Raw genomic sequence first — 22097 nt, 5'->3', positions numbered from 1 at the left:
CTTTATCCCAAACTATTAAAGTGCCATCCATTTGAGTTACAGACATAGAATCCTAACCCTCGGTTTCCTTCTACAAAACGAATATGTCCCCATTGTTGGAATCCACCGCCACCTAAATTAATTCCTTGCATCGCCCTTATATTAGAAAAAACTTTTACATCCTTTTCTGTACTTATATCAAACGTTTGCCCGTCTGCTGCTGGTTTTATATTATTATTCACACCACCTACAGCAAGTGCGTTAAACGGCTGAATGCCATCCGCTCTTTCTGCTGCAGCACGATCCCAATTATACATAGATGCATATTTGCCACTGTATAGCGTTACACCACTTACACAAAGTGCTGTCCCTTGTCTCATGTCAGCACTTCCAGAACAAACTTTAACAATCAATGCATGTTGTTGTGGAATATAGTTTTCCGGCACTTTGAAGGTAAATGAATATCTTCTAATTTCTCCATAAAATGTAGACGGCTCAGGAAAGTCCATTTTTTGTTCATTCCATATATCGTAACTTACATTGTCTCGGAATTTAACACAACATACATGCAAGCGTGGTTTCCCTGTTTTACGTACACCATTTATCATAGATGCTCTAAAGTGAGCAGATACTGTGTATTCATTTCCGGGATGTATGCCATTATTCACGATTGCTTCTGGATAGTTATACATGTCTACCCTTGTAGCATTCACCATTTGCTCGTAATCGAATATATGTGTATTCTTTTCTATTACGACATTTCCCCATGACCTCCAAGTAAGACCGTATCCACCTTCAAATCCATAATAATCGTTATGTCCAATGTTTTTCTTTGTAACACTAGAAAAGTCGGGATCTGCTATTAGGTTTCGTCTTGATACTGCAGTTGTTTTTGTTCCCCATTCGTCTTGGAATAGGAAGTCTAGCATTTTAACAGTTACACCATCTTTATCAATGGTTATCTTGTCACCGTTAATTCTAATAAGATTCGTATCAATGCCTTTTGCTGTCAGCCATTTGACCATTGTATCTGCATTAATATCTAATTTTGCAGCATTGATTGTAATTTTCCCAGGGGACATATTGATCGCAGTGACAATGCCGTCCTTTAAAATCTGAGCTAAAATCCCTTCATCTAACACTTCTAACTTAGATTCCGTTTTCTTTACATAGGCATTATAAGTCTCATTTATAAACGTTTCTTGTTTTCCAGAGATGATTGAAACGCCTTTTTCAGTAGCACTAATACTTCTTTCTAACTCTGTAACTTTCTGATTGTATTTCTCAGTAGCTACTCTATTAGCTATATCTTCTAGCATTTTATCAACATCGGTTTGATCTTTCGGATGTAACCAAAATTCTGTAGCTATCGTGCCACGTTGTAACATAGGTGCAGCACACCATAAACGCCCATTTCTTGTAACGTAATAACGCCATCTCACAAACGCTGCATTGGCTGGTGCTTTATCTGTACATACAGCACGAATCCATGTATGATTTACAACCTTGATATTCGTTCTAGCTGTTTTAATGCGAGTTTTTTTGTCAGCAGTCCACCATTCAATTTCAATAAATGCGCCGCCACTATCAATAGGTGTTTTCCCATCAGTATTGAAATAACCTGATGCAACAAATTCTTCGTTAACCTGACACTCAATGAATTGACTTGTAAGTCCCCACCAACGATCTTGAGTCTGGCCAGTGGCAGTAATTGAAAATGTCTTCATACCTTTGTATTTCAAATTCGTATCAACAGAACCGATAGCCCCATTACCACTATTCCAAAACCAATATTTCTGTCCTAACTTAAAATCAGCATCACGCAACTCGTTAACAGTACCTAAACCGCCTACATAATCCTCAACATCTTTCTTTTTCATTGTTAATTTCAATGCTTCAGAATGTTGACCTATTGTTGTAGTAGCCTCACTAAGTGTTTTACCTTGCTCAGTTTGTGTTTCCTGTAATTTCTTAACACTTGCAGTTGTTCCTTCTGCGTTCTTTTCTACAGTGTTAACACGTTCATTGAAAGAAGTTTGTGTTTTTTCTACTGTTTTAATATTTTCTTTAATACCATCCACACTTTTTTCAATCTCGGTTGTTTTCTTAGTGAATTCATCACTCGTTACTTGATTTTCTGGTGCTGGTGTCCAATCCTGTGGCTTATTCCCTTTATATAAAGCAACCCATTCTACAATGGCTTTTGTAGTGTTACTTGGAAAGTTATACAGACTCAACTTTCTTTCATTTCCACTCGTTGCTGCTACAGCTTTAAAAGTTACATAGGTAATTCCATTCGCATAAACACTTGTTGCATATCCAACATTATTCGAACCGCCATTTTGCCAAATCCCGAACTTCTGCCCCTTCGGAACGCTACCTTTAATTACAAATGTATATTCTTCACCTGTAGAGAAATTTTCGGTTAGAGAATATGGATTGATTAGATAATCTGTTTTTTCGTATTTAGCATTTGAATCTAATAACAGATTACGTCCTCCAGCTTTATCGTTATTAACTTTCTTTTCTACGACCTCCAACTTCTCACTAATCCGGCCAGCCTTTTCTGTAATTTCAGTTGTGGTTTTCTTTAGATCATTAGTTATTTGCTGCACCTCAGAGATTGTCTTTTTTGTACCTTTGAAAGTCTCTTCTACTGTATTAAACTTTTCAGTGATTTCACCGTCTTTTTTTGTTAAAGATTCAATAGATTTAGTAAACCCCTCATTAGTTTGTTTCATTTCAGAAACTGTTTTATTAATTTCACCTTGAGAGTTTTGTACATTTTTAATAGTTTGCGAAACTTCTTGGAGACTATTTTTAACTTCCTTGAATTGTCCTGAAGCTTCTTTTTGCGCTTCTTCCACTTTTTTATTTAATTCTTCTTTTGTAAGTTTAATATCCTTATTAACCTGCTCCATTGTTTCTTTCTTGATAGTTTCCACATCAGGAATAAGAAGCTCCCAACCTTTACCGTTCCACACTTTTAAAATACCTGGTTTACCGTCGCTAATATCTCGCCATAGCGTCTTGCCTATTATAAGATTATCGGTCGGTGGATTTTTAGCTTCAATTATATTTACCGTATTATTTTTAAGATTCTCTTGAATTTTTTCAGCCAGTGTTTTTGCTACTTCCGATTCTCGCTTAGCATTATTAGCTGTTTCATTTGCACCTTTCACTAATTTATCTAACTGATCTATCAGTTCTTGCTTACTACCTAGTGAACTAAGTATACGATTGTAAATCTTTCGTAGTTCTTCATTTGAATCTGTAATCTCACGATAATCACCAAATGCGTATTTATCTTGCGAAGGATCAGTATGTGATTCATCACCAGCGATTGTCCTTGCTTCTAAATAAAGCTTAGGTGTGAATCCAACATCTTTAATTCGGATTGTATCTCCTTCATTGATTAACTCGTGAGCCAGTCCAAATACACGCCCTATACTTTGTGCTTGAACATCATAAGAGACAGAGGTATTCACACGTTTTGCTAATTCTGTTTTCATAAGAGTCAATAAGCGTTCTGGTGTTATATCTTCTTCTGTTTCTGGAGTATAAAATCCAAATTTGTGTTTACCTTTTTCATTCCAACGTTGAAATGCATCGTTATCCACAATATATGGAATACCCTTATTTATATCTGAGATAGTGAGAACTTCTCCACCTTCTTTTTTGATAAAGCCAATTAAAGCTGTACAAATGTTTTGTGAGTTTTCAATACGTTTAATTCCAACTAAATCTTTACCTAACGTGACTTCCTTTCCTGTTTCTCTTCCTCTTTTTTTCACCATGTCTACATACCAACCTGTAATTCGAGAACCAACCACTTCAACACGGTATATAATTTCTAGTTCAAATAGGGAAGCAATCTTTTTTAAGAAACTCAATGGATCTATAAATTCATCAATAGTCATAGAATGAAATCCAGCATACTCCGTTTTACCACGCTTCCATTTTGTACCTACAAGAGCAATATCCATAAATTCATTTACTGTCTTACCTTCTAATTTCTGTGGACGAATATAGTCATCTTTAGCTAGATTAATCCATGCACCTGATGCATAAGTAATGACAGATCTATCGTCAGGGTCTTTTTCTACTTCAGTGATTACATACGGAACAATACGCCCATCCCTTACTTCTTTTAATACTAAGTTTTGTTGCATAAGTGTTGCTGCATATTTCGTGTTATCAAATACTTTAAACTCTAAAGTATCGATATTATTCTTGATTTCCCAATGACGTTTATCATCCCAATAATCTTTTGGTTGTATAGCTGAAACGATTTGACTGGTTTTAAAATCAATAGTATGTAAGACTCCACTTGGTGTTCTCATCTAAACCGCTCCCTATATTTAACCTTTGCTGTTCCGATATCAGAAGGCATGATTTCTAGTGTATTCATACCTTTATTAATGATAGGAAAATTACTGAAAATGTCCTTAATATTAATCGCATCCTTCCCTTCAATCATTACATGACTATTTTCTGTATCAATTACGACTTTGTCACCAACATCGACTATATAAGGCGGTGTATTTTGATTATTTAAATTCACTTTCCAAAATTTCAAATCCGAAACTGTCATCGCTTCTACTGGCGGAACATCTTGCCACTGCATGATACTAATCTGTATTTGAGCTGCTTTTTCCATATGTTTATTGTCTTTATCGGTCCATCTTGCAAAGCGTTCTGAATCATCTTTTTCTGTTCCAGGAAGAAATTTTGAAATATAAGCTTCCCAATCATTACCGGTTCTAGCAATCCACAACCTACCATAATACTGATTCCATGTATTCGGATAATCACCACTCTCATAAATTAAGCCTGTTTTTCCAGGCTTATTATCATATCCAATTACCATCGTTCCAAAATTTTGTTCAGCTTGCCAATAGAGGTCATTCATGGCAATTTTTGAAAGAACTTTGCTGTTTTCATCGAGTATTGCTATCTCAACTCGTCCCATTTCATTAATCTTTTTACTTTTACATGTAACGTGGGCTTGCATAATAAAATCTTGTACTGGCCCACCAGGGATACTCTTCTTAACAGCTGCGCCATGCCATCCATTACCCGAGCCATAGTCCGAACAATAGAATTGGTAACTATCTGTTTTCATTTCACCAACTGGATTACCGTCTTCCATAGAACTAACCTTACTCCACCCTATAGTTGTGGACATTTCATCCCATATAAGACGTTGATTTCTTTCTACAGGCAATTGTTCCATTTTTAATGGCACTCCAATACGGAAATAATCCGGTTCCTTTGAATATTTATCTTCAAACCATACATCTAAAAAAGTGTTTGGTTTCGTAATGTTGATCTCAATAATAGGATTAGAATGAACAGTTCCTTTATTTTGAACGTTTGCCATTAACCCCAGTGCACCTGTTTGAAATTCTACCGTTCGGGTAGGTCCTAATTTATAAGGCATCGGACAAATAAACTTCAAAGTACCTTTACCTAACGTAACGAAATCATCAAGATTAAAATCTTCATCAATTATAGCTAAATATGTTCGATCAGGAGTTGCATCAAATACTAGCTCAACTGCTTCTTCTGTAATTAACCATGCTGCTATTTCTTCTTTTAACGTTTCTAAATCTGTTCCATCTGGAACGATAATTCCTACAGGGACAGGAAGTGGACGAGGGTCTGTATCCGTTCCTAATAATCTTGCACCTGGATATCCAGGTGTTTTTAAGAAATTACGTTTTAGAGGTGCCCATGTTGGTGGACTCCATCCCTTTTCTATTTGAATGTACTCCTTTCGTTGGTTGTTAAAAGTAAAAGAACTCATGCCAACACCTCATTTCTTTATAAAATAAAAGAAACCCAAACCTAAAAGGCTGAGTTTCTTTTTGCTTCTCTTTCTTGATACTCGGTTGTATAGCGATAAGTACCGCGTGCCACGTCTCTTCCTTCTAAATTAACAGGCACTTCAATAACTAAATCTCCACCAAGCATTGGAATAACTTCACCACTAGAAGATGAACCAGATCCGTAATTAATCACTTGATTTGATACGCTACTTGCCATAGCTTGTCTACTATTTGACATACTTCCATACACACCACTCATGACACTCTTTAATCCTGATAATTGACTCACAGAACTAGCCATCATACGGCTCATGTCACCCATTAGTTGATTTATTTCTCTCGGCATAGCAAATTGTTGTCGTGGCATAGCTGCCACAATTCCTGCACCAATATCTCCAAGTGTCTTTTTATTCAGAGGAAGCACTGCTTCTCGCCCCGCTTCTCCTGCACCTTGCAAATTTCCGCCATTCATTCCAAAGATAGTTGGTTTAGTAAAGATACCGCCTTTTGCACGCCAATCAATATTAATTCCTGACGGAAATGTAATATCTTTACCTAAAACATTTTTCGTGCTTGTTTGTAAGCTGAAGTGTGGAAGAGGTGGCATTTCTGGTTTTGGAATTTTCAACTTCAAGTCACTAAAGAATCCTTTAATCTTTCCAATGAATTTTTCTATACTGTCAACTGCATCTTTAATTGGATCTATAATGAAATGTTTTGCCGCTTCAAATTTTTCTTGAGCTGCATTCTTAACAGAATCAAATTTTTCCCGTGCTGTATTGTACATATCATTGAATTTCTCTTTTGCAGAATTATAAGCTGAAATAACTGGTTCAACGATGTATGTGTAAACCATCTTCCATGCTTCAAGTGTATAGCCTTTTATTTTCGCCCAAATTCCTAACATCCAATTGGATAAATCACTAAACTTTTCTTTTACTAAATTCCAAGTATCTTGTACAGGTTTTATAATATATTGTTTAAATAACCCCCATGCTGCTGATGTATATGATTTAACTGTCTCCCATTGTGAATTTAGCCAAGAAACTAAATCACTGAATTTTTCTTTTACTAAGTTCCAAGTGTCTAGAACAGGTTGAATAATATATTGCTTAAATAGTCCCCAAGCAATTTGTGCCATAGCTTTTGCAATTTCCCATTGCGTACCAAGCCAAGTGACCATTTCACCGATTTGTGTACTTACCCAGTCGTAAGCTTCCTGAATTGGTTGAATAATATATTGACAGATTGCTGCCCATGCGATTTGTACACCTGCCTGTATTAACAACCAACCAGCTTCTAAAACGGTAGAAACTGCCGAAATAATTGGATCTAAAACAGTAAGAATTGTATCCCATGTTTCTTGCCATGCTTGCGTTAATGTTCCCCACAATTCAGACGCCGTTTCAACTAAAGAGGACCACCAAGAGGAAGCAGTTTCAACAATGCCAGACCATAAACTACTAAAGAATTCACCTATCGGATCAAAGAAACTATGCATCATTTCTATGAAAGAAGACCATGCTTCAGAAAAGAATTCAACAGTAGAATTCCATGCATCGCTACACGCCTGCTTTACACCCTCCCATAAATCACTAAAAAATTGACCTATCGGATCGAAAAATTCATGCATTGCTTCTAAAAATGAAGACCATGCTTCACTACAGGATTGGGATATCCCGTCCCAAAGCTCTACTAAGTACTCTTTAATAGAATCCCATGCTTCTATTGTCCAATTTTTAATATCATCCCAGTTTTTATAAATAGCCACTCCAAGAGCAACTATAGCGGCTATGATAATAGGAACAATAGCAACTATACCTAGTGCCGCGGCGGCCCCAATTTCAAATACCCCCATGACCGATACAACAATTGGTGCAATAGCCATAAGTGCCCCTGAAATTACTCCAATAGCCGTTGCAACTGCCGCTAATGTCGCTGCTAATTCTGGATTATTAGAAATCCAATCAGCAATACTAGCAACAACATCAGCAATTACTCCTAGTATAGGTTCAAGAGCCATTTGTAAATCGCCCATCGCTTTTTGGAACTTTACAGCTGGATTTGTATCTAATTTTTTAACAGATTCATTTAAGTTTTCTTGGTTTTGTTGAAGATCTTTTGTTTTCTTAGAAGCTTCAATTAAAGTGTTTGTTAAATTTTGACCTTGATCTTCAAACATAGTGGCTAGAACTTTAACCCCAACCTGATTTTTCTTAACTGGGTCTTCTATTCCGTCAATAGCTTTAGCTACTTCTACCATCGCTGCTGCCCCATCTCTTCCGCCTTTAGCGACAGATGCTCCCCATTTTTCTATTTGTTCAGTTGCAATACCAGAACCGTCAAGCGCCTCTTTTAAGGCCTTATCAGCTCCTTGTGCGAATTCAGTTAATTGAATCCTACCTTCTTTCAGTCCATCTAAAAGATTATCAATATTCCAACTACCAGTTTCAACACCAGCTTCCATAATTGCTTGGACTTCCTCAGCTTTAAAGCCTGCACGGGTTAGCTGGCTACCATATTCAGCAATGATGTCTAACTGTTCTGGCGGAAATCCCATTTTTAACAAAGCATCAACCATACCAAGAGCACTATCTTGCGTTATTCCTAATTCATTTCCTATTTCATAGGTTTCTTGAATCAACTCTGTAAAATCTATACCGTCATAAGATTGCGCGATTGTTGCTGCACCTTTAACGATAGATGCATTCGCTTCATCACTAATATCTTTATTTAAAGCCCATTGCCTACGTACACCAGCAAGTGATTCTTCAGCATCCACTCCATAAGCTGTTACGCCTCTTATTGCTTCTTCTACTGATTTTTTCGAGGATTCAGGGACATCAAATGATATATCAATTTTGGTTTTCAATTTTGACATATCAAGTGCTTTTTCAACAGCTGTTGCAATTCCACCACCTGCTGCTAATCCACCGATAACATTCTCTAATCCCACTTTTAGACCTTCAAACTTCTTCTCGGTTCTGCCAGCTTCTTGTTGTAAGTCTCTTAACTCATTTTGTACTTGTTGAATAGAGTTTCCGGCATCCACAGATCGGAGGGCGCGTTGTAATTTTTCAATATCGGCTTCAGTTCCTAAAGCTTCACGACCAATAAGACCAATTGCTTGTTCTAACTGTCGACTTGTAGCCGATCCACTTTTAATTGCATTTACAAGACGATTACCTAATGCGCTCGCAAAATCATCAACACTTTTTCCTGTAGCACTAAATAAAGTTTCTAATTGTCGTGTTGAACTTGCCACATTTTCTTGTTCGGCTTTCATATTACCGAGCTTGTTTTTCAGACCATCAAGTGACCCTTGTGTAAATTCAATTTCACGCCTAAATGCGCGGTACTGCTCTTCTGAGATTTTCCCATTTTGAAATTGCTCTTGAACCTGTTGCTCCGCTTCTTTTAATTTATCGAGCTTTTGTGTAGTTTTTTCAATTTGTTGTGTAAGCAACTGTTGCTTTTGAGCAAGCGCCTCAACGTTACTGGGATCAAACTTTAATAAACGTTCAACATCTTTTAACTCTTTAGTCAAAGAATCACTTTGCTTATTCACGTCTTTTAAGGCATTTTGTAACGGCTGCGTATTCCCTCCAATTTCAATCGTAATTCCTTTAATTTTTCCTCCTGCCATTATCTCACCCCTTTTTCTTAGAAAGCATTAAAGTCTTCTTGAGTTGCTTTTCGAACTTTTTCTTTTCCTGGATTTTTCATTTCAGCATACTCAGCGATATAATCAAAACAATCACCAATCGTCATCACTTCTAAGTCCCAATATGTAAGCTTTGCTTCATAGCAAAGAGCAAGGAACAATTCAGTGCTTAATTCTTCATCACTGAAAGTCCCTTGCTCTTCATTAATTTTCTTTACTTTTTTTTTGCTCCCATTGTTTTTTGAACCATCTCATTAATTTCCGGCATTATATCGTAAATAGGAAACTCATCAAACCCTTCTAACCAAGTCATCGGGTCTGGAATTTCAGGATCAGCTGTTTTAGCGTATAACCAAACTAAATCGTAACAAACTTCAAAATCTACTTTATCGAAATCTAAGTTAGAAAAATCAATAGTGCCTTCTGTTGCATCTTGCGAAGCGAATGTACCTATAGCTCCTAATTTAAACATATCGGCAAATAAATCCCGTCTAAATTGCGCCTTATATCGCTTGGCTGATGCTGCATTAGCTTTTAATTTGACCTGTTTTCCGTCTATTGTAATTGTCTTTTCCATCTACTTACGCTCCTTTTGGTAATGCAGGTACTTTTGTATACACTTTTTTGTACCAATTATTATAAATATCTGTTTTTGATTTAGTAGTAGTTTTCGTTTTAACCATACGTTTTCCATTAATATCAATAGGGCTGGATACAAATTTAAGTTCATTTGTATTTGGCTCCGCTGAATTTGTTTTCGTTTTAGATGCAAGTGTTGGACGACTTGCAGAACAGTTAAACATAACGTGTCGAGTTGCTCGTACATCGCCATCAAATTCAAATAATAATGCAAATGATTTTCCTTTAGCATCCGCTAACTCATTTAACACACCATCTTCTTCGTCTAATTCCTCTCCTAGTGCATCAATTGCAAATTGTTCCGGAATAGTCGCAATAGAAAGCGTTCCATCATACCCTTGGTTATTACTTGCAGCGTAATAAAGCATGTCATCAGCGTAGAATTCAATTAAATCCCCTCGTGGATCAAACGTTAATTCAACCGCACCAGGTAATGGAATTGGTGTATTAAATGTAACTACACCATCTTTAATATCGAAAAGCGCATAATGGACATTCTTTAAGCCAAATGCTACTTTATTTTCATTCATTTATATCAACCTCGTTTCATAAAATTTTTGATACATATTTTCAGATTCAATAAAAGTCCCATACGAGTCATAAGGAATCTCGTTATCATCTAGAACTTGTTCTAGCTTGGCTTCCGCAACTACATCTTTCTTAGTTGTATAAAGCTCTATATTTACATCATTTATCTTGTGATACACCTTGTTATCAGCCATTAAATTTGCTGACCCATCCACAAGAAAACAGATATACGGTGGCGCCGGAACTGGATTACCTGGTGTTGCTATGAAATGCGAATAAGCCACAGGATAGCCTGTAGCTTCAAGAATTTTTATAAATTCTCCTAATGTTAATGTCATGATTCAATTGCCCTTTCAATACGTTTTGGCAATTCATCAATTACATACTCTTCAACGGGACGAATATGCACTTTCTCCGGTACTCGGCCACCACTAGCTTTCGCATGGCCATTTTCTAAGAGATGCGTTAATTGCCCTTTTGTATTATGGATAACAACGGCTTTATCTACTTTTTTCTTACGCCAACCTTTACGATAACCACCTGTTTTTTTAGGACTATTTTGTCTTAACTTGTTTACAGCAATATCAGCTACATCTTCTTGTGCATTTGTCAATTCTTCTTCTACAACATTTGCATATCTTTGTAATTCTCTAGCAAGCTCTCCCGCAAAATCATTCATATTAAACATACTCCTTTGCGATTATAGTCAATGTTCGATTCATTTCATCATCATTCATTGGCGGCTCGATGATATCAAAGATACGACCTTTCATATTAATTCGCATTTCTTCCGTAATTCCAGAAGTGTATGGAATTACGAATCGATAAACCCGTGTAGCTTGTGAAGCGGAAGCTTCAATGTACTCAGATCCTTTCACTGTTTTTATCATCGCCCAGGCTTTTTTAAATTCTGGCCAAGATGTTTCGATTACTTGGTTTAATTCATCTTTTATTACTACAGGTTCTTCAATAATGATTCTATTTCTACAATCGCCTGTATTCAGTGGTTTCTTGTACTGAAAAGGACGCATACTAATCACCGGCCAACTTAATTTCTTCTAATGCTTTATCAACGCCTAAACTATTAATTTGACTTAAAAAATTCTTATCAAAATACTCTAAGGCATCGTTATAGACATAACGAGAGCGTTCAAAGACTAATTCCTTGAACTCCTCGTTAGTATTTATATCGTAATCGCCACAAACTCTCAATAAAGACTTATTAGACGTAGAAAGGATACGCTTTAGGTTATCGTCTTCCTCATCGCCTAAGTGCATCCTTTCTTTAAACTCTTGCAATATTTCATCTGAAATTGTTGCGTTTCTCATTCACTTCACCCTTTATTTAGATTTTGTTTCTGATGGTGGTGTAAATGAAATTTCTAAATCATAAACAAGAGCCGCTTTATTATCTTTTGGTTTCCCATTAGCAAATTGTTTAATTGTATAAAGAGTAGCATCTTCGAAAGCTAATGTTTGATCAAATTCTTTTAGCTTGTATCCACCTGCAATTGCAGCAATATATTGTCCTTTTACAAAGAATAATGCTTTACCAACAGGAACTTCCTCACACTCGACAGGTTTAATGTTATAAGGCAATGCCATTACCCATTGACCTGTTGCGGTCTGGATTGTATTACGTGCTTGTACGCCAATCGCATCAATCGGGTTAACTACCATTACAATTTTATTTAAAACTTTTCTGGATCTCCCTTTTGCATCAACAGATAAAGTTTTTACTACTTCATAAAGTTCGCCTGCTACAATTACCCCTTTATCAGACGGAGCAAATGTTAGTTTACCAGAAGACTTTTTATCAGTAACAGCGCCTGTTTCTGGATTTACATCTTTCATTAAACCAACTGGTTGATGTGCTACAGATCCGCCACCATTAATAAAGCCAAATTCTAGACCGACAGAATATGTTTCTACTAAAACAGTTCGAACATAGCGTTCAATCCATTCTGGTCCAAGTTCCTTCATATCATTCGGAATTGCTGCAAATGCAGTTAATTTAAGTTGGCCAATCTTTTCTTGTTTGAAGATAGCATCAATTTGCCCACGAATTTCACCGAATAATTCGCCCCATACATACGCCTTCGTTGCATCAGAATAAATAAACTTCGTAACTGCTCCTAAATCTTGCAAACCAATTTCAGCTAATAAGGGATGTTCCGTAACTAAATCTTCAAACACACGCTCTTGAGTCGTTACAGGAAGGATTGAGCCATCTGTAAATCCACCTTCTTTAACAACTGCATTGAAGAATTTTGTTTCTGCTGAAGTTAAAACATTTTGACCACGTTGCTGTAAAATGGAACGATCAAGCATATCATTATTTACTTGTTCACGGACGGTATTTGCTACATCTGTTTGTAGTGCATCAAAGAAACCTTCAAACGCTGACGTTTGTTCTTGTTCTGTACTTTCCGCGTTAGTTAAAGTATCCGTCAATTTTGCTTTTGCCTTATTAAATGCTTCAGATTTATTAAATTTAATAACCATTATGTGTTTCCCCCATTTTTTATAATTTTAAAAGGAGCCCTTTAATCCCACTGTTTTTTACAGGTTTAGGATTCGGCTCCTTTGGTTGTTCTTCTATATTGTTTTGTAAATCATTCAGGATTTCATTTTTTAATCCTGATAATGCTGCATTTAAATCTTCTTTGGTGATTCCTTGGCCTTTGTTCATAGTTCCATTTCTAAAGCCATCGATTACTTTCTGCGGAAGCATGGCAGCAGTAGCCGTTGAAGCTGTCATTTTAACTGGATTCTCCATAAACATGATTTCATCCGCGAAATTGTTTTCTAATGCTTGTTGCGGACCCATCCAAGTTTCTTCAGCCATCATGTTAAGTAGTTCTTCCTCTGATTTACCACTTTTAATAACATAGGCATTTACAATTGCTCGATCTGTTATTTTTAACATCTCAGCCGCCTTTTCCATGTCACGATGATCTCCACCATGCCACTTAGCAGCGTTGTGAATCATGATTTTTGCTGTTGGAGAAATTCGAACTTTATCACCTGCCATCGCAATTACAGAAGCTGCACTTGCTGCTAAACCAACAATTTGAACTTCCACATGACCAGGATAATTTTTTAATGCTGTGTAAATTTCCGAACCCTCATCTACATAACCACCAGGACTATTGATTGATACAATTAAATCTTCACTATTTGCGTTATCCAGTTGTTTTGTAATTTTACCTGGGCTTGTAGCATCCATTTCAAACCAATCATAAATCCAAGCTTCATCATTCGAAATAATTGGTCCTTTCACGTCAATTTTCACCGTCATTTGTATTCTCACCTCCTTCAGATTCAGTTAGTTTCGTATAGTTTTTCGTAATATGATGTGTATTTAAGTTAGGATCATCAGAAACTTCATATCCTACTTCTAATCGAATCTCATTCCCTGTAAATGCACTTGAAGAAATGAGTTTATCGATGCTTGTCGCAAGATCAAATATACTTTGATAAGAAACAGCTTTAATTTCAATTTTTTGACCTGAAAGATACTCTTCTTCTTCAAAAAATTTAACATTTGCTTCATCAGAAATCTTTTTTAATAAAGGTTTCACTGTGAAAAGCATATAATTTTTCGTTTGCTTTTCAACATCAGCCATTTCGCCATATATCAAAGCAGTTGGAATACCAAAAGCCATTGCTACTTGATTTAAGAAGCCATTTGTTACTTTATTGATTTCCTCCACACTCTGCCCAGAATTTGCTCCACCTGACGTTTCAGCATACTTAAAACCTGGTTGTTGTGGAATGATAGCAACATCTTTTTCTCCAATTGCTTTATACATGTTATCAATGAATTCTTGAAGTTTAGCTTGATGTTTTTCACTCTTTGCAGCGAGCATGTCCATATCAACTGTTCCGCGAATTTGATTCTTGCGTTTTTGAGAACTTAATATTCTACCGAATAAATCACCATAATCAGTAAACAAACCATCGATAAGAGGTGATAACTTATCATTTCTGTATCTTAAATGAATGACTTCACTTTGTTTAAAACTTCGCTTAAACTGATAATCTTTTACAGTGACATTTGTAAAGGTGTCTTCAAACACAGCATATTCGTTATGTTCAAAGTCGTCAGCAATAAGTAGATCACCATCATCCGCTTGGATAATCAAAGCTTCATTATCATAAATAAGTTTGTAAATGAAACTCTCCCAAAAAGTACTTGCTGTCATATTCTTATTCGGTCTAACATTTAATCGGTAATAAAGCTCATCCCTTTCAAATTCTTCACCATTTTTAACTCTAAATTCTGACTGGCTAATTGTTCTACCTAAAAAGGATATACAGGTATCAATTGCTAGTCGTTTCATGTGTAATCTATTTGCTTTATCGATAAACATTTCCACATCAAACATAAATCCTACTTCACTATTTCTTTTAAATACCGTATCCAGCCATCCAATGATTATCACCCCCTTTATTAGAATTTAATACCATCTAACATAAAGTCGAATTCATCCACAAGAATGTTATCCGCTTGCCATAATGCATGAATAAAAGCTTGGAATCCATCTGTCTTGCGCTTAAATTCATCTTTCTTTAAATATTCTTTGTTGCCGTCTTTTTTGATGTGGACGTAGACGTTGTTGGTATACCAACGCATTAATGGATTATCACCAAAGATAATATGATTGTTCGCAAATAGCGTTTCGACCCTTGGTGCTAATAACGAATGGATTGCTTTTGGATTACGAATATATAACAATATGAAACCTTCAGCTTCAAGTGCTGTTTTAACAAGATCAAGACGGAAAGTATCAGCTACTATTGTGTTAAATCCGTATATCTCACGCATTTTTACAAACCAATCTACAATGTGGGAGATATTAATTACAGGTTCATCCACAATAGTTAACAACCCCTTTTCAGCCCATTCATAAATAGGTGCTTTTAATTTCACCTTATCCAAGAATCCTTTACGTACAAATGAATGACCTTTCCAAATATAATCCTCACCATGTTTAAATAGTAAACCGACCGCTGCAAAGTCTTTGATGCTGGCGAAATCGAGTCCTCCCACAGCTACTTTGTGTCTTAAATCTGGTACTTCTCTAAGCGTTTCTCCATCTTCTTCAAAGCCAGTACGCATGATTTCTTCCCATGAAGCTACTGACTTTGTTAAATCTACTTCCGGTATATTCATCCTCTTAGTCATGAAATTTTCTCTATTAGACGGATCGTTTTCTAGATTTTTATACTGACGCATAACTTTCTTAAACAATCCTCTAGCGTATTGACTCATTGGCTTACTAAACATCGGATTTGCTTTTTCCCACATATCAGGATTACCTACTTCTTCAGCGTTATCAAGCTTACAAATAAAAGGAAACAATCTATCTTCTTTTTCTTTCCCTTTCAGGATATTCATAGCTCGCTCTTTCATTTTGTCAAGATAACCCTCACGAACAAATCCATCTGTGGTAATAAAAAATTCCCTAGAGTTAGGAACTTTACCTAAACCGCTAGAGAACACTTCTACAACATCGCTATTTTCATATCTATGTATCTCATCGTAAATAACACACCCGTCCCTTAACGAGTCTTTACTCCCTGCATTAGACGTATGAAATTCAAAAGTCGAACGAGTAGCTTTATTTGTTATCAATTGTTTTGTTGATACAAATAACTCGTCTAATATCTCATGTTTTTTATTCTTTTCATAAACATCTATAAAAGAAGTTTTAGCCTGTCTTTCTGTATTAGCAACTACTGATACGTTGTAATGCTCAATACCGTGCAATTCGCTAATAAAGAAGTGTGTCAATGCACTAATCAATCCGTTTTTACCAGCACCCCTTGCCATCATCCAGAAGTGTTGATCAAAATAAACATCCTCATATTCATCAAACAAAAACACAAATGCTATTAAAAATTTCTGAAAGGAATTTAATTTGAAATGCCACTTTTCTATGAAAGTTACACATTTATGAATTAAATCCACATCAAAATGTAAATCATTACGGGTTAATATATCTTGCTTTAAATAATGTATAAGCATGATACGTTCTTTATTTAATACCACTGTTCCTATTTCATATAGTTCTATATATTCACTTACATACTTATGAACAATCATATTAAATCACTTGCCGAATATTTCTTAATTTCTTTTTTATTATTTCCTTCTGGCAACAAATCCGTTAGTTGTTTAATGACCCTTTGATATGATTGATCACGGGTATTATATAACCGGGCAACAGGTCGTTCTCTTTCATACGGCTCTGTTTTATCAGATTGTGAGAACATTTCATAGTCACCATTCTCAGATATATCCATCCACATCTCATTTAATAAAACTCGTAATCTTGCTGCCTGAATAATTAATCCTTCAACCACTTTTAACTTACTAGGTGGGATGTCTTTAAATAATCTTTTCAAACGATTTTTTTCTTTGTTAACTAGCACCTCACGCTCATCAATGTCCGTCATAATATCACCTCGATTCAATCATATTTTCATACTGGGTAGGGGTCCTATACGAAACAACTTAAAAATCTGGAAAAACGACCCCCTCCTCCGGTGCCCCTTGGAGCATTTTTTGATGGAATATTTTAAGGGGGGGACTGTTTTTGAATCATTTTTACCACTTTTCATCGTGTTCCCATTTATTCTGTTTCTTTTTGAATGTTCTACCATGTTCTTTATTGTGGCAATCCACACATACTGTTTCTAAATTGTTTATTTCTAACGCAAGTTCTGGATAATGTTCTAGTTCTTTTATATGATGGACAACGAGTTGTATCTTCTTACGCTTGGCACTCTCACTGTATTCATTAGTGTCTGTTTGAACAAGGCCATTCCGTTTACATTCCTGGCATTCATAGTTGTCACGCTTCTTCACTTGTTCTCGTATACTTTTCCACTCACCACTGTCATAAAACTTACGCTTCTGTTGTTTTGTTATGTATTCTTTCATTGATCATTGCAACCCGTAGCATAAAAGTTCTTCTCAATTCCCGAAACTTTTTTGAAATACTCAACTAAATAAAGGTCACAATTATTTATTACTACTAAACCTTCAATTTTCATTTTGCCTTCATGCACTCCATTCATTCACTCATTATCAAATTTACAGATGAAAAACTTAAGTTTTTCATCTTAACTAATTACTCTATACAAACTAATACCGACTTAATGTTTTTCTAATACAACAAAACTAAATAATAAAAAATCCCCACAAATAATTGTGGAGATCAGTAACTACTCTTTAGACTTATTATCCAAAACTTTAAAAGTTAAATAGCCATCTTCTAACTTATCGACAGTATAATGACTTCGTGGGTTTACCGCCTTTTCTTTTGCGTTTCTCTCTTGTATGGTCTCTAGCGGAAAAGGGTTATGATTCTTTGACTTCTTAAATTTAAACTTTGTAGCCATAATCAAGCCCTCCTTTCCATAATAAATTCATACTTAGAGTAATTTTTCCAAGGCTTGAAAAGCTTCTTTCTTACTAGTATATCCAGTTGCATTCCATTTAGTTACTCTAGTTGATTTACCATCTAAATTTCTTACTTTGAATCCTTCTGTTTTCCAATTATTGTCACCTTGTTTAGTAACAACAATCTTGAATGTATAATCACACTCTTCTTCATTCTTCACAAATTCCGAATGTTCGTTCGTAATTATATTATAAGACCAATCTAAATTTTCGTCAATTATGCTTATTTCATTAATCATGTCTAGTATAGTTTCATGCCTTGCAGCAGGATTTAAAGAAAGTGATTTTCTCACAATATTTCTTAGTTTAACTGGAATGTGCGGTAAAAAAGCATCTTTTTTAGGAAACCTTTCAGCTTTTAAAGCTTCAGCAAAATCATTTTCATCCGATATATTTAAGTCATCAAATTGTTCCTCTAAAAAGGTATTGCCATTACACATTCGATATATTGTAGCTGCAGCTTGGTAAATATCAGAATATAATGAAAATCCACCTAAAGAAGGATCATAAGCTTCTATAGGAGCATGCAAACAATAAAATTTATCAGGGTATGCAAATCCTTGTTCATTCAAATATCTAGATAAACCAAAATCTGTAACTACAGCTTTACCAGCATTGTTTATTAAAATGTTAGTTGGTTTAATATCAAAATGCACTAAATTTTTTGTATGCATATAATGAATTCCAGATAAAAATTCAAGAGAATATTTTATTACTTCTCTAACAGTTAAAGGTCTTTCATTCAACATTTTATTTAGTGAACCTTTTTCTAAATACTCCATTGTAAGATAAATAGTATCCTGATCTTGAGATGCATATCTTATTGGCACAATGTTTGGATGTTGCACTCCATAAAGCATTTGAGACTCTTGAAAAAATTCATCTGCACTAGAAAAGTCAATTTTAGGTATTTTCTTTACTACAAATAAAGCATTTAATTGAGGGTCAAAAGCTTTATTAACTTTAGAATTTCTACCCTCATGCCCAATTTCCTCTTGGATTTGGAGTTGGAGTAATGTATTTGTAACAATCAATTTTCTTCCTCCTTTTGAAATAGGACTGTCAATGCAGTAAGAATACATTCTCTTTCCTCAGTTTTAAAAGATTCCCATTGTTTTCTTTCAAAACCATCAAATATTTCCTTTTTATCTATGTATAATTTAATCTCCGGCATTGAAATTGACAATGCTTTTGACATCTTAGCAATGTTAATGAGACCATATTCTTCAATAGAACTATTTGCGAATAGCTCTTGCAATACGCCTTCTATGTTCATTCTATAAACCAATGGTTTCCTAGCAATTGTCTCAGTTACTCTTAATCCCGCTTTTTTAATATTATATTGAGTAATTAAAGCTAGAAAATTAGTTCTAATAAATGCTAGCTGTTCTGGTACCGCTAGTGCAATAGGAATATTTAGATATGAAGAATTAATTAATTCCAGCTCCCCATCCTCATGCTTTTTAATTACAGCATAGTATATCTTTCCTGGTTTATCTTTTTGTGCGAATACTCTTATACCAATTGAATACATTATTTCTTTTCCTCCAATCTCTCTTAGATATTTTATCATGTTTCGAGATTGATAGGGAAATCATTGTATGATTATGTAATTATTTGTAATGAATTTAATGACTTTTTACTTATTTCAAATATTTTTTCGTTGTTCTCCTTTAAAAAGACGTTTTAATTGGTATTTCTCACAATACAAATATATCACGGTATATCCAAAACAACTGACACATTTACTGCCAAAAAACGGCCACGACTCTGCCACTAAAATATATTCTTATAATTGTCCAGTTACCCCTAATAGTCGGCTGAGTTCATCTTCTAAAATACTCTTGTCATCTTTAAACTGCTTTTTGATATTCTGCTCCAAATTCTCTCTGACATCTTTATCTCCTATAATATAATATGAATAAAACTGTGTACCAATTACCTGTACAGTTCCTATTAAGTCATAGATTATTCGATTAGTATTATTAGAAAGGTATATCTTCTTACTTTTTTGATAAAGAAAAAGCTCAGTCATATTTTGCATCACTTCAAAATATTTCAACTCCGCTTCTTCTATCGAGAGCGTTTCGATGATTTCGTTTCTTAGCCCCATTAAATCAGAAACACTTGAATCCAAATTCAATAGTTTAGAATTCAATTCTTCTATGATTGATTCTCTCCTTTCATGCAACATATTGTATTTAATTTGTTCCTTGGTATTTTCTCTTTGCAATTCAGCTTTTAAACTTTCTACTTCCTCATTCAGTTTTGTATTATGTTGCGCTAACTCCTTATTTAGCTCTAAATTATACTCTGCTAATTCCTTATTAAACTTATGATCAAAGCTTTTCTTTATATAATAACTCGCAAATCCTGCTCCTGTTACAGTACTTCCCAACCACTTTAAACTATCTAACATCCAAGACGCATCCATTTATTAAATTCACTCCTTTAATTTCATTCATATCTAATAATATTATATATCAATTAATTTCCATCCCCTCACTTACCCATATCTTATATTGTGTGTAACTGACCCCTTCTCTGAATCCCTTGGTATCATTGATTCCATTTAACTTTCTCTTTTGAGTTACACAGTGCGAAAATTATGAGTAACTGTATAGGAGTACGACCAGCATTTTGCAAAATAACCTACGCTATGCGGAAAAATAAAATAAACTGCCCATGTGGACAGCTTATTTACATAATTATCGTTAGCGGAAGTTGTTTGAAAATGCTTGTTGAAAAAATTTCTTTGTATCATCATGACTTAGAATTTCTAATAAATTAGGTGTTTGAAAAAATTCTACATGACTTATTTCACTATCTTTTGGATGTAAATCTATTCTGTCTCCTATGTACTCTACATAAAACATAGTGGTTTCTTGTTTTTCATATCCCAGTTTTACCTGGATTTCTTTAGGGAAAATAAAACAAATTTTTTCTTCAAATTGCTTGATTACCCTAAACTTTTTGGATCCGGTTTCCTCTTCAAGTTCTCTCAAAATAGCACTTACTAAGTCATGGTCTGAATGTTTAACTCCTCCTTTAGGAAAGTCCCATTCACCCTTTGACATTTTATGTTCCTCTATTGTATCGCTAATTTTCACCTTATGTACCAATAAAAATTCATCCCGTTGAAATATGATTGCTCCCACCGCTTGTCTAATCATCTTATCGTAATTTCCTTAAAAGAACCTTATTCTGAATGTTATTTGGATTCTTAGCCCATTCCAACATTAATTCTCTCTGTTTGATAGCTAAGTCTTCAAATGGTTCACTAATATGTTCGATCTTGTTAAAGCGTTCTTCAAAAGCACGAGTATTATTTATCTTGAGATACCCACCAAATCCTTTGTCATCATTTAAAGCCCATACTACCTTTGTGAAATGAGAGAAAAGTATAGCTCCAGTACACATAGGACATGGCTCAAGTGTTGTGTAAATTGTAATGGGTAATCTGTTTTCTTTTGCCAATAGAAGTTTCTTTCCTACTGCTCGTATCGCATCAATTTCAGCATGAGCGGAAGCATCATCTTGGGTATGTACTCTGTTTCGTCCTTTACCCAATATTTCATTGTTTGGTCCAACAATAATAGCACCTACTGGATATGTATTCTCTTCCATTGCTTTATTTGCTTCTTCTAAGGCCATTTCTAAAAACAAATAATCCGTCTCACTCACCAACATAATCTCCCCCTTTTAAATCCAATTATATCAAAAGGAGATTTCTAAAAAATTATGAATATCTTATTCATGTAAGGTTAACATAACGTCCTATTATCGGTAGCAATGAAAAGAGGAAACCGTACGCTCACCAAGGAACCTTCTTTTTTTGTTCTATGGATCTATGCATTTTTTTATACATCCCTATCCTAGCGCGGTTTTAGGGTTCTTGTTTGTTACTGGAACTGTATAAAATCTTGCATACTCTTAGCGTGTTTTTTCCAAGATGCTGCAATACCCTAGATTAGAAAAAAAT

Annotated in this window: 21 protein-coding genes; all 21 read right to left on the bottom strand. The window is 35.1% G+C overall.

Annotated elements, in window-relative coordinates; translation table 11 throughout:
- Nucleotides 1–2: 2 nt before the first annotated feature.
- A complete protein-coding gene (locus DN404_RS15660; RefSeq protein WP_149215189.1) occupies nt 3–4322 on the bottom strand; it encodes a phage tail spike protein in 4320 nt (1439 codons plus the stop codon).
- Nucleotides 4319–5788, bottom strand: coding sequence for a distal tail protein Dit (locus DN404_RS15655; RefSeq protein ID WP_097888354.1), 1470 nt, complete (start codon nt 5786–5788; stop codon nt 4319–4321). The genes DN404_RS15660 and DN404_RS15655 overlap by 4 nt, the downstream gene beginning before the upstream one ends.
- Nucleotides 5789–5829: 41 nt before the next feature.
- Entirely contained in the window at nt 5830–9456 is a 3627-nt protein-coding gene (locus tag DN404_RS15650) for a phage tail tape measure protein (protein WP_149215188.1), read from the bottom strand.
- A gap of 232 nt (nt 9457–9688) precedes the next feature.
- Nucleotides 9689–10051 (bottom strand): hypothetical protein, encoded by a 363-nt coding sequence (locus DN404_RS15645; RefSeq protein ID WP_000415912.1) that lies wholly within the window; start codon nt 10049–10051, stop codon nt 9689–9691.
- 4 nt (nt 10052–10055) lie between these two features.
- The gene (locus DN404_RS15640; protein WP_001004907.1) at nt 10056–10643 is read right to left on the bottom strand and encodes a major tail protein; all 588 of its coding nucleotides are present in this window, start codon (nt 10641–10643) and stop codon (nt 10056–10058) included.
- Nucleotides 10644–10979, bottom strand: coding sequence for a hypothetical protein (locus DN404_RS15635; RefSeq protein WP_098220253.1), 336 nt, complete (start codon nt 10977–10979; stop codon nt 10644–10646). It abuts the gene before it with no gap.
- A complete protein-coding gene (locus tag DN404_RS15630) occupies nt 10976–11320 on the bottom strand; it encodes an HK97 gp10 family phage protein (RefSeq protein WP_149215187.1) in 345 nt (114 codons plus the stop codon). Before DN404_RS15630 ends, DN404_RS15635 begins: the two co-directional genes overlap by 4 nt.
- 1 nt (nt 11321) lies before the next feature.
- Nucleotides 11322–11672, bottom strand: coding sequence for a phage head closure protein (locus DN404_RS15625; protein WP_097826596.1), 351 nt, complete (start codon nt 11670–11672; stop codon nt 11322–11324).
- 1 nt (nt 11673) lies between these two features.
- A complete protein-coding gene (locus tag DN404_RS15620) occupies nt 11674–11970 on the bottom strand; it encodes a hypothetical protein (protein WP_097826595.1) in 297 nt (98 codons plus the stop codon).
- Nucleotides 11971–11982: 12 nt separating this feature from the next.
- A complete protein-coding gene (locus tag DN404_RS15615) occupies nt 11983–13146 on the bottom strand; it encodes a phage major capsid protein (protein WP_149215186.1) in 1164 nt (387 codons plus the stop codon).
- Nucleotides 13147–13165: 19 nt separating this feature from the next.
- Complete coding sequence (locus DN404_RS15610; RefSeq protein ID WP_000216402.1) at nt 13166–13942, bottom strand: head maturation protease, ClpP-related; 777 nt, start codon at nt 13940–13942, stop codon at nt 13166–13168.
- Nucleotides 13926–15089 (bottom strand): phage portal protein, encoded by a 1164-nt coding sequence (locus tag DN404_RS15605; protein WP_472926808.1) that lies wholly within the window; start codon nt 15087–15089, stop codon nt 13926–13928. The genes DN404_RS15610 and DN404_RS15605 overlap by 17 nt, the downstream gene beginning before the upstream one ends.
- Nucleotides 15090–15097: 8 nt before the next feature.
- Nucleotides 15098–16753, bottom strand: a complete 1656-nt coding sequence (locus DN404_RS15600; RefSeq protein ID WP_149215185.1) for a terminase TerL endonuclease subunit — start codon at nt 16751–16753, stop codon at nt 15098–15100.
- A complete protein-coding gene (locus DN404_RS15595) occupies nt 16750–17106 on the bottom strand; it encodes a hypothetical protein (RefSeq protein WP_065703334.1) in 357 nt (118 codons plus the stop codon). Before DN404_RS15595 ends, DN404_RS15600 begins: the two co-directional genes overlap by 4 nt.
- A 151-nt stretch (nt 17107–17257) precedes the next feature.
- Entirely contained in the window at nt 17258–17593 is a 336-nt protein-coding gene (locus DN404_RS15590) for an HNH endonuclease (RefSeq protein ID WP_149215184.1), read from the bottom strand.
- Nucleotides 17594–17877: 284 nt separating this feature from the next.
- Nucleotides 17878–18054 carry a hypothetical protein gene (locus tag DN404_RS30565; RefSeq protein ID WP_153601825.1) on the bottom strand — a complete coding sequence of 59 codons (177 nt, stop codon included), beginning with the start codon at nt 18052–18054 and terminating at the stop codon, nt 17878–17880.
- Nucleotides 18055–18087: 33 nt separating this feature from the next.
- Nucleotides 18088–19149 carry a serine/threonine-protein kinase gene (locus DN404_RS15585; protein ID WP_255445155.1) on the bottom strand — a complete coding sequence of 354 codons (1062 nt, stop codon included), beginning with the start codon at nt 19147–19149 and terminating at the stop codon, nt 18088–18090.
- The gene (locus DN404_RS15580; RefSeq protein WP_050822077.1) at nt 19146–19649 is read right to left on the bottom strand and encodes a hypothetical protein; all 504 of its coding nucleotides are present in this window, start codon (nt 19647–19649) and stop codon (nt 19146–19148) included. The genes DN404_RS15585 and DN404_RS15580 overlap by 4 nt, the downstream gene beginning before the upstream one ends.
- A 255-nt stretch (nt 19650–19904) precedes the next feature.
- Nucleotides 19905–20549 (bottom strand): hypothetical protein, encoded by a 645-nt coding sequence (locus DN404_RS15575; protein ID WP_149215182.1) that lies wholly within the window; start codon nt 20547–20549, stop codon nt 19905–19907.
- 280 nt (nt 20550–20829) lie between these two features.
- Complete coding sequence (locus DN404_RS15570) at nt 20830–21288, bottom strand: NUDIX domain-containing protein (RefSeq protein WP_149215181.1); 459 nt, start codon at nt 21286–21288, stop codon at nt 20830–20832.
- Nucleotide 21289: 1 nt separating this feature from the next.
- The gene (locus tag DN404_RS15565; RefSeq protein WP_179951862.1) at nt 21290–21805 is read right to left on the bottom strand and encodes a nucleoside deaminase; all 516 of its coding nucleotides are present in this window, start codon (nt 21803–21805) and stop codon (nt 21290–21292) included.
- Between the last annotated feature and the right edge of the window lie 292 nt (nt 21806–22097).

The organism is Bacillus sp. TE8-1, from assembly GCF_008368855.1.
Classification (GTDB): Bacteria; Bacillota; Bacilli; order Bacillales; family Bacillaceae_G; genus Bacillus_A; species Bacillus_A cereus.
Note: the sequence above shows the minus strand (reverse complement) of the source record. Positions and strands in the feature narration are given on the sequence as shown.

What these genes read in the sequence shown, in the direction of transcription:
- DN404_RS15625 (WP_097826596.1), bottom strand. Translation starts at nt 11,672, where the DNA reads ATGCGTCCTTTTCAGTACAAGAAACCACTGAATACAGGCGATTGTAGA.
- DN404_RS15610 (WP_000216402.1), bottom strand. Translation starts at nt 13,942, where the DNA reads ATGACGGTGAAAATTGACGTGAAAGGACCAATTATTTCGAATGATGAA.
- DN404_RS15640 (WP_001004907.1), bottom strand. Translation starts at nt 10,643, where the DNA reads ATGAATGAAAATAAAGTAGCATTTGGCTTAAAGAATGTCCATTATGCG.
- DN404_RS15620 (WP_097826595.1), bottom strand. Translation starts at nt 11,970, where the DNA reads ATGAGAAACGCAACAATTTCAGATGAAATATTGCAAGAGTTTAAAGAA.
- DN404_RS15655 (WP_097888354.1), bottom strand. Translation starts at nt 5,788, where the DNA reads ATGAGTTCTTTTACTTTTAACAACCAACGAAAGGAGTACATTCAAATA.
- DN404_RS15660 (WP_149215189.1), bottom strand. Translation starts at nt 4,322, where the DNA reads ATGAGAACACCAAGTGGAGTCTTACATACTATTGATTTTAAAACCAGT.
- DN404_RS15575 (WP_149215182.1), bottom strand. Translation starts at nt 20,549, where the DNA reads ATGGATGCGTCTTGGATGTTAGATAGTTTAAAGTGGTTGGGAAGTACT.
- DN404_RS15600 (WP_149215185.1), bottom strand. Translation starts at nt 16,753, where the DNA reads ATGATTGTTCATAAGTATGTAAGTGAATATATAGAACTATATGAAATA.
- DN404_RS15650 (WP_149215188.1), bottom strand. Translation starts at nt 9,456, where the DNA reads ATGGCAGGAGGAAAAATTAAAGGAATTACGATTGAAATTGGAGGGAAT.
- DN404_RS30565 (WP_153601825.1), bottom strand. Translation starts at nt 18,054, where the DNA reads ATGGCTACAAAGTTTAAATTTAAGAAGTCAAAGAATCATAACCCTTTT.
- DN404_RS15570 (WP_149215181.1), bottom strand. Translation starts at nt 21,288, where the DNA reads ATGATTAGACAAGCGGTGGGAGCAATCATATTTCAACGGGATGAATTT.
- DN404_RS15635 (WP_098220253.1), bottom strand. Translation starts at nt 10,979, where the DNA reads ATGACATTAACATTAGGAGAATTTATAAAAATTCTTGAAGCTACAGGC.
- DN404_RS15595 (WP_065703334.1), bottom strand. Translation starts at nt 17,106, where the DNA reads ATGACGGACATTGATGAGCGTGAGGTGCTAGTTAACAAAGAAAAAAAT.
- DN404_RS15615 (WP_149215186.1), bottom strand. Translation starts at nt 13,146, where the DNA reads ATGGTTATTAAATTTAATAAATCTGAAGCATTTAATAAGGCAAAAGCA.
- DN404_RS15580 (WP_050822077.1), bottom strand. Translation starts at nt 19,649, where the DNA reads ATGTATTCAATTGGTATAAGAGTATTCGCACAAAAAGATAAACCAGGA.
- DN404_RS15590 (WP_149215184.1), bottom strand. Translation starts at nt 17,593, where the DNA reads ATGAAAGAATACATAACAAAACAACAGAAGCGTAAGTTTTATGACAGT.
- DN404_RS15565 (WP_179951862.1), bottom strand. Translation starts at nt 21,805, where the DNA reads ATGTTGGTGAGTGAGACGGATTATTTGTTTTTAGAAATGGCCTTAGAA.
- DN404_RS15645 (WP_000415912.1), bottom strand. Translation starts at nt 10,051, where the DNA reads ATGGAAAAGACAATTACAATAGACGGAAAACAGGTCAAATTAAAAGCT.
- DN404_RS15630 (WP_149215187.1), bottom strand. Translation starts at nt 11,320, where the DNA reads ATGAATGATTTTGCGGGAGAGCTTGCTAGAGAATTACAAAGATATGCA.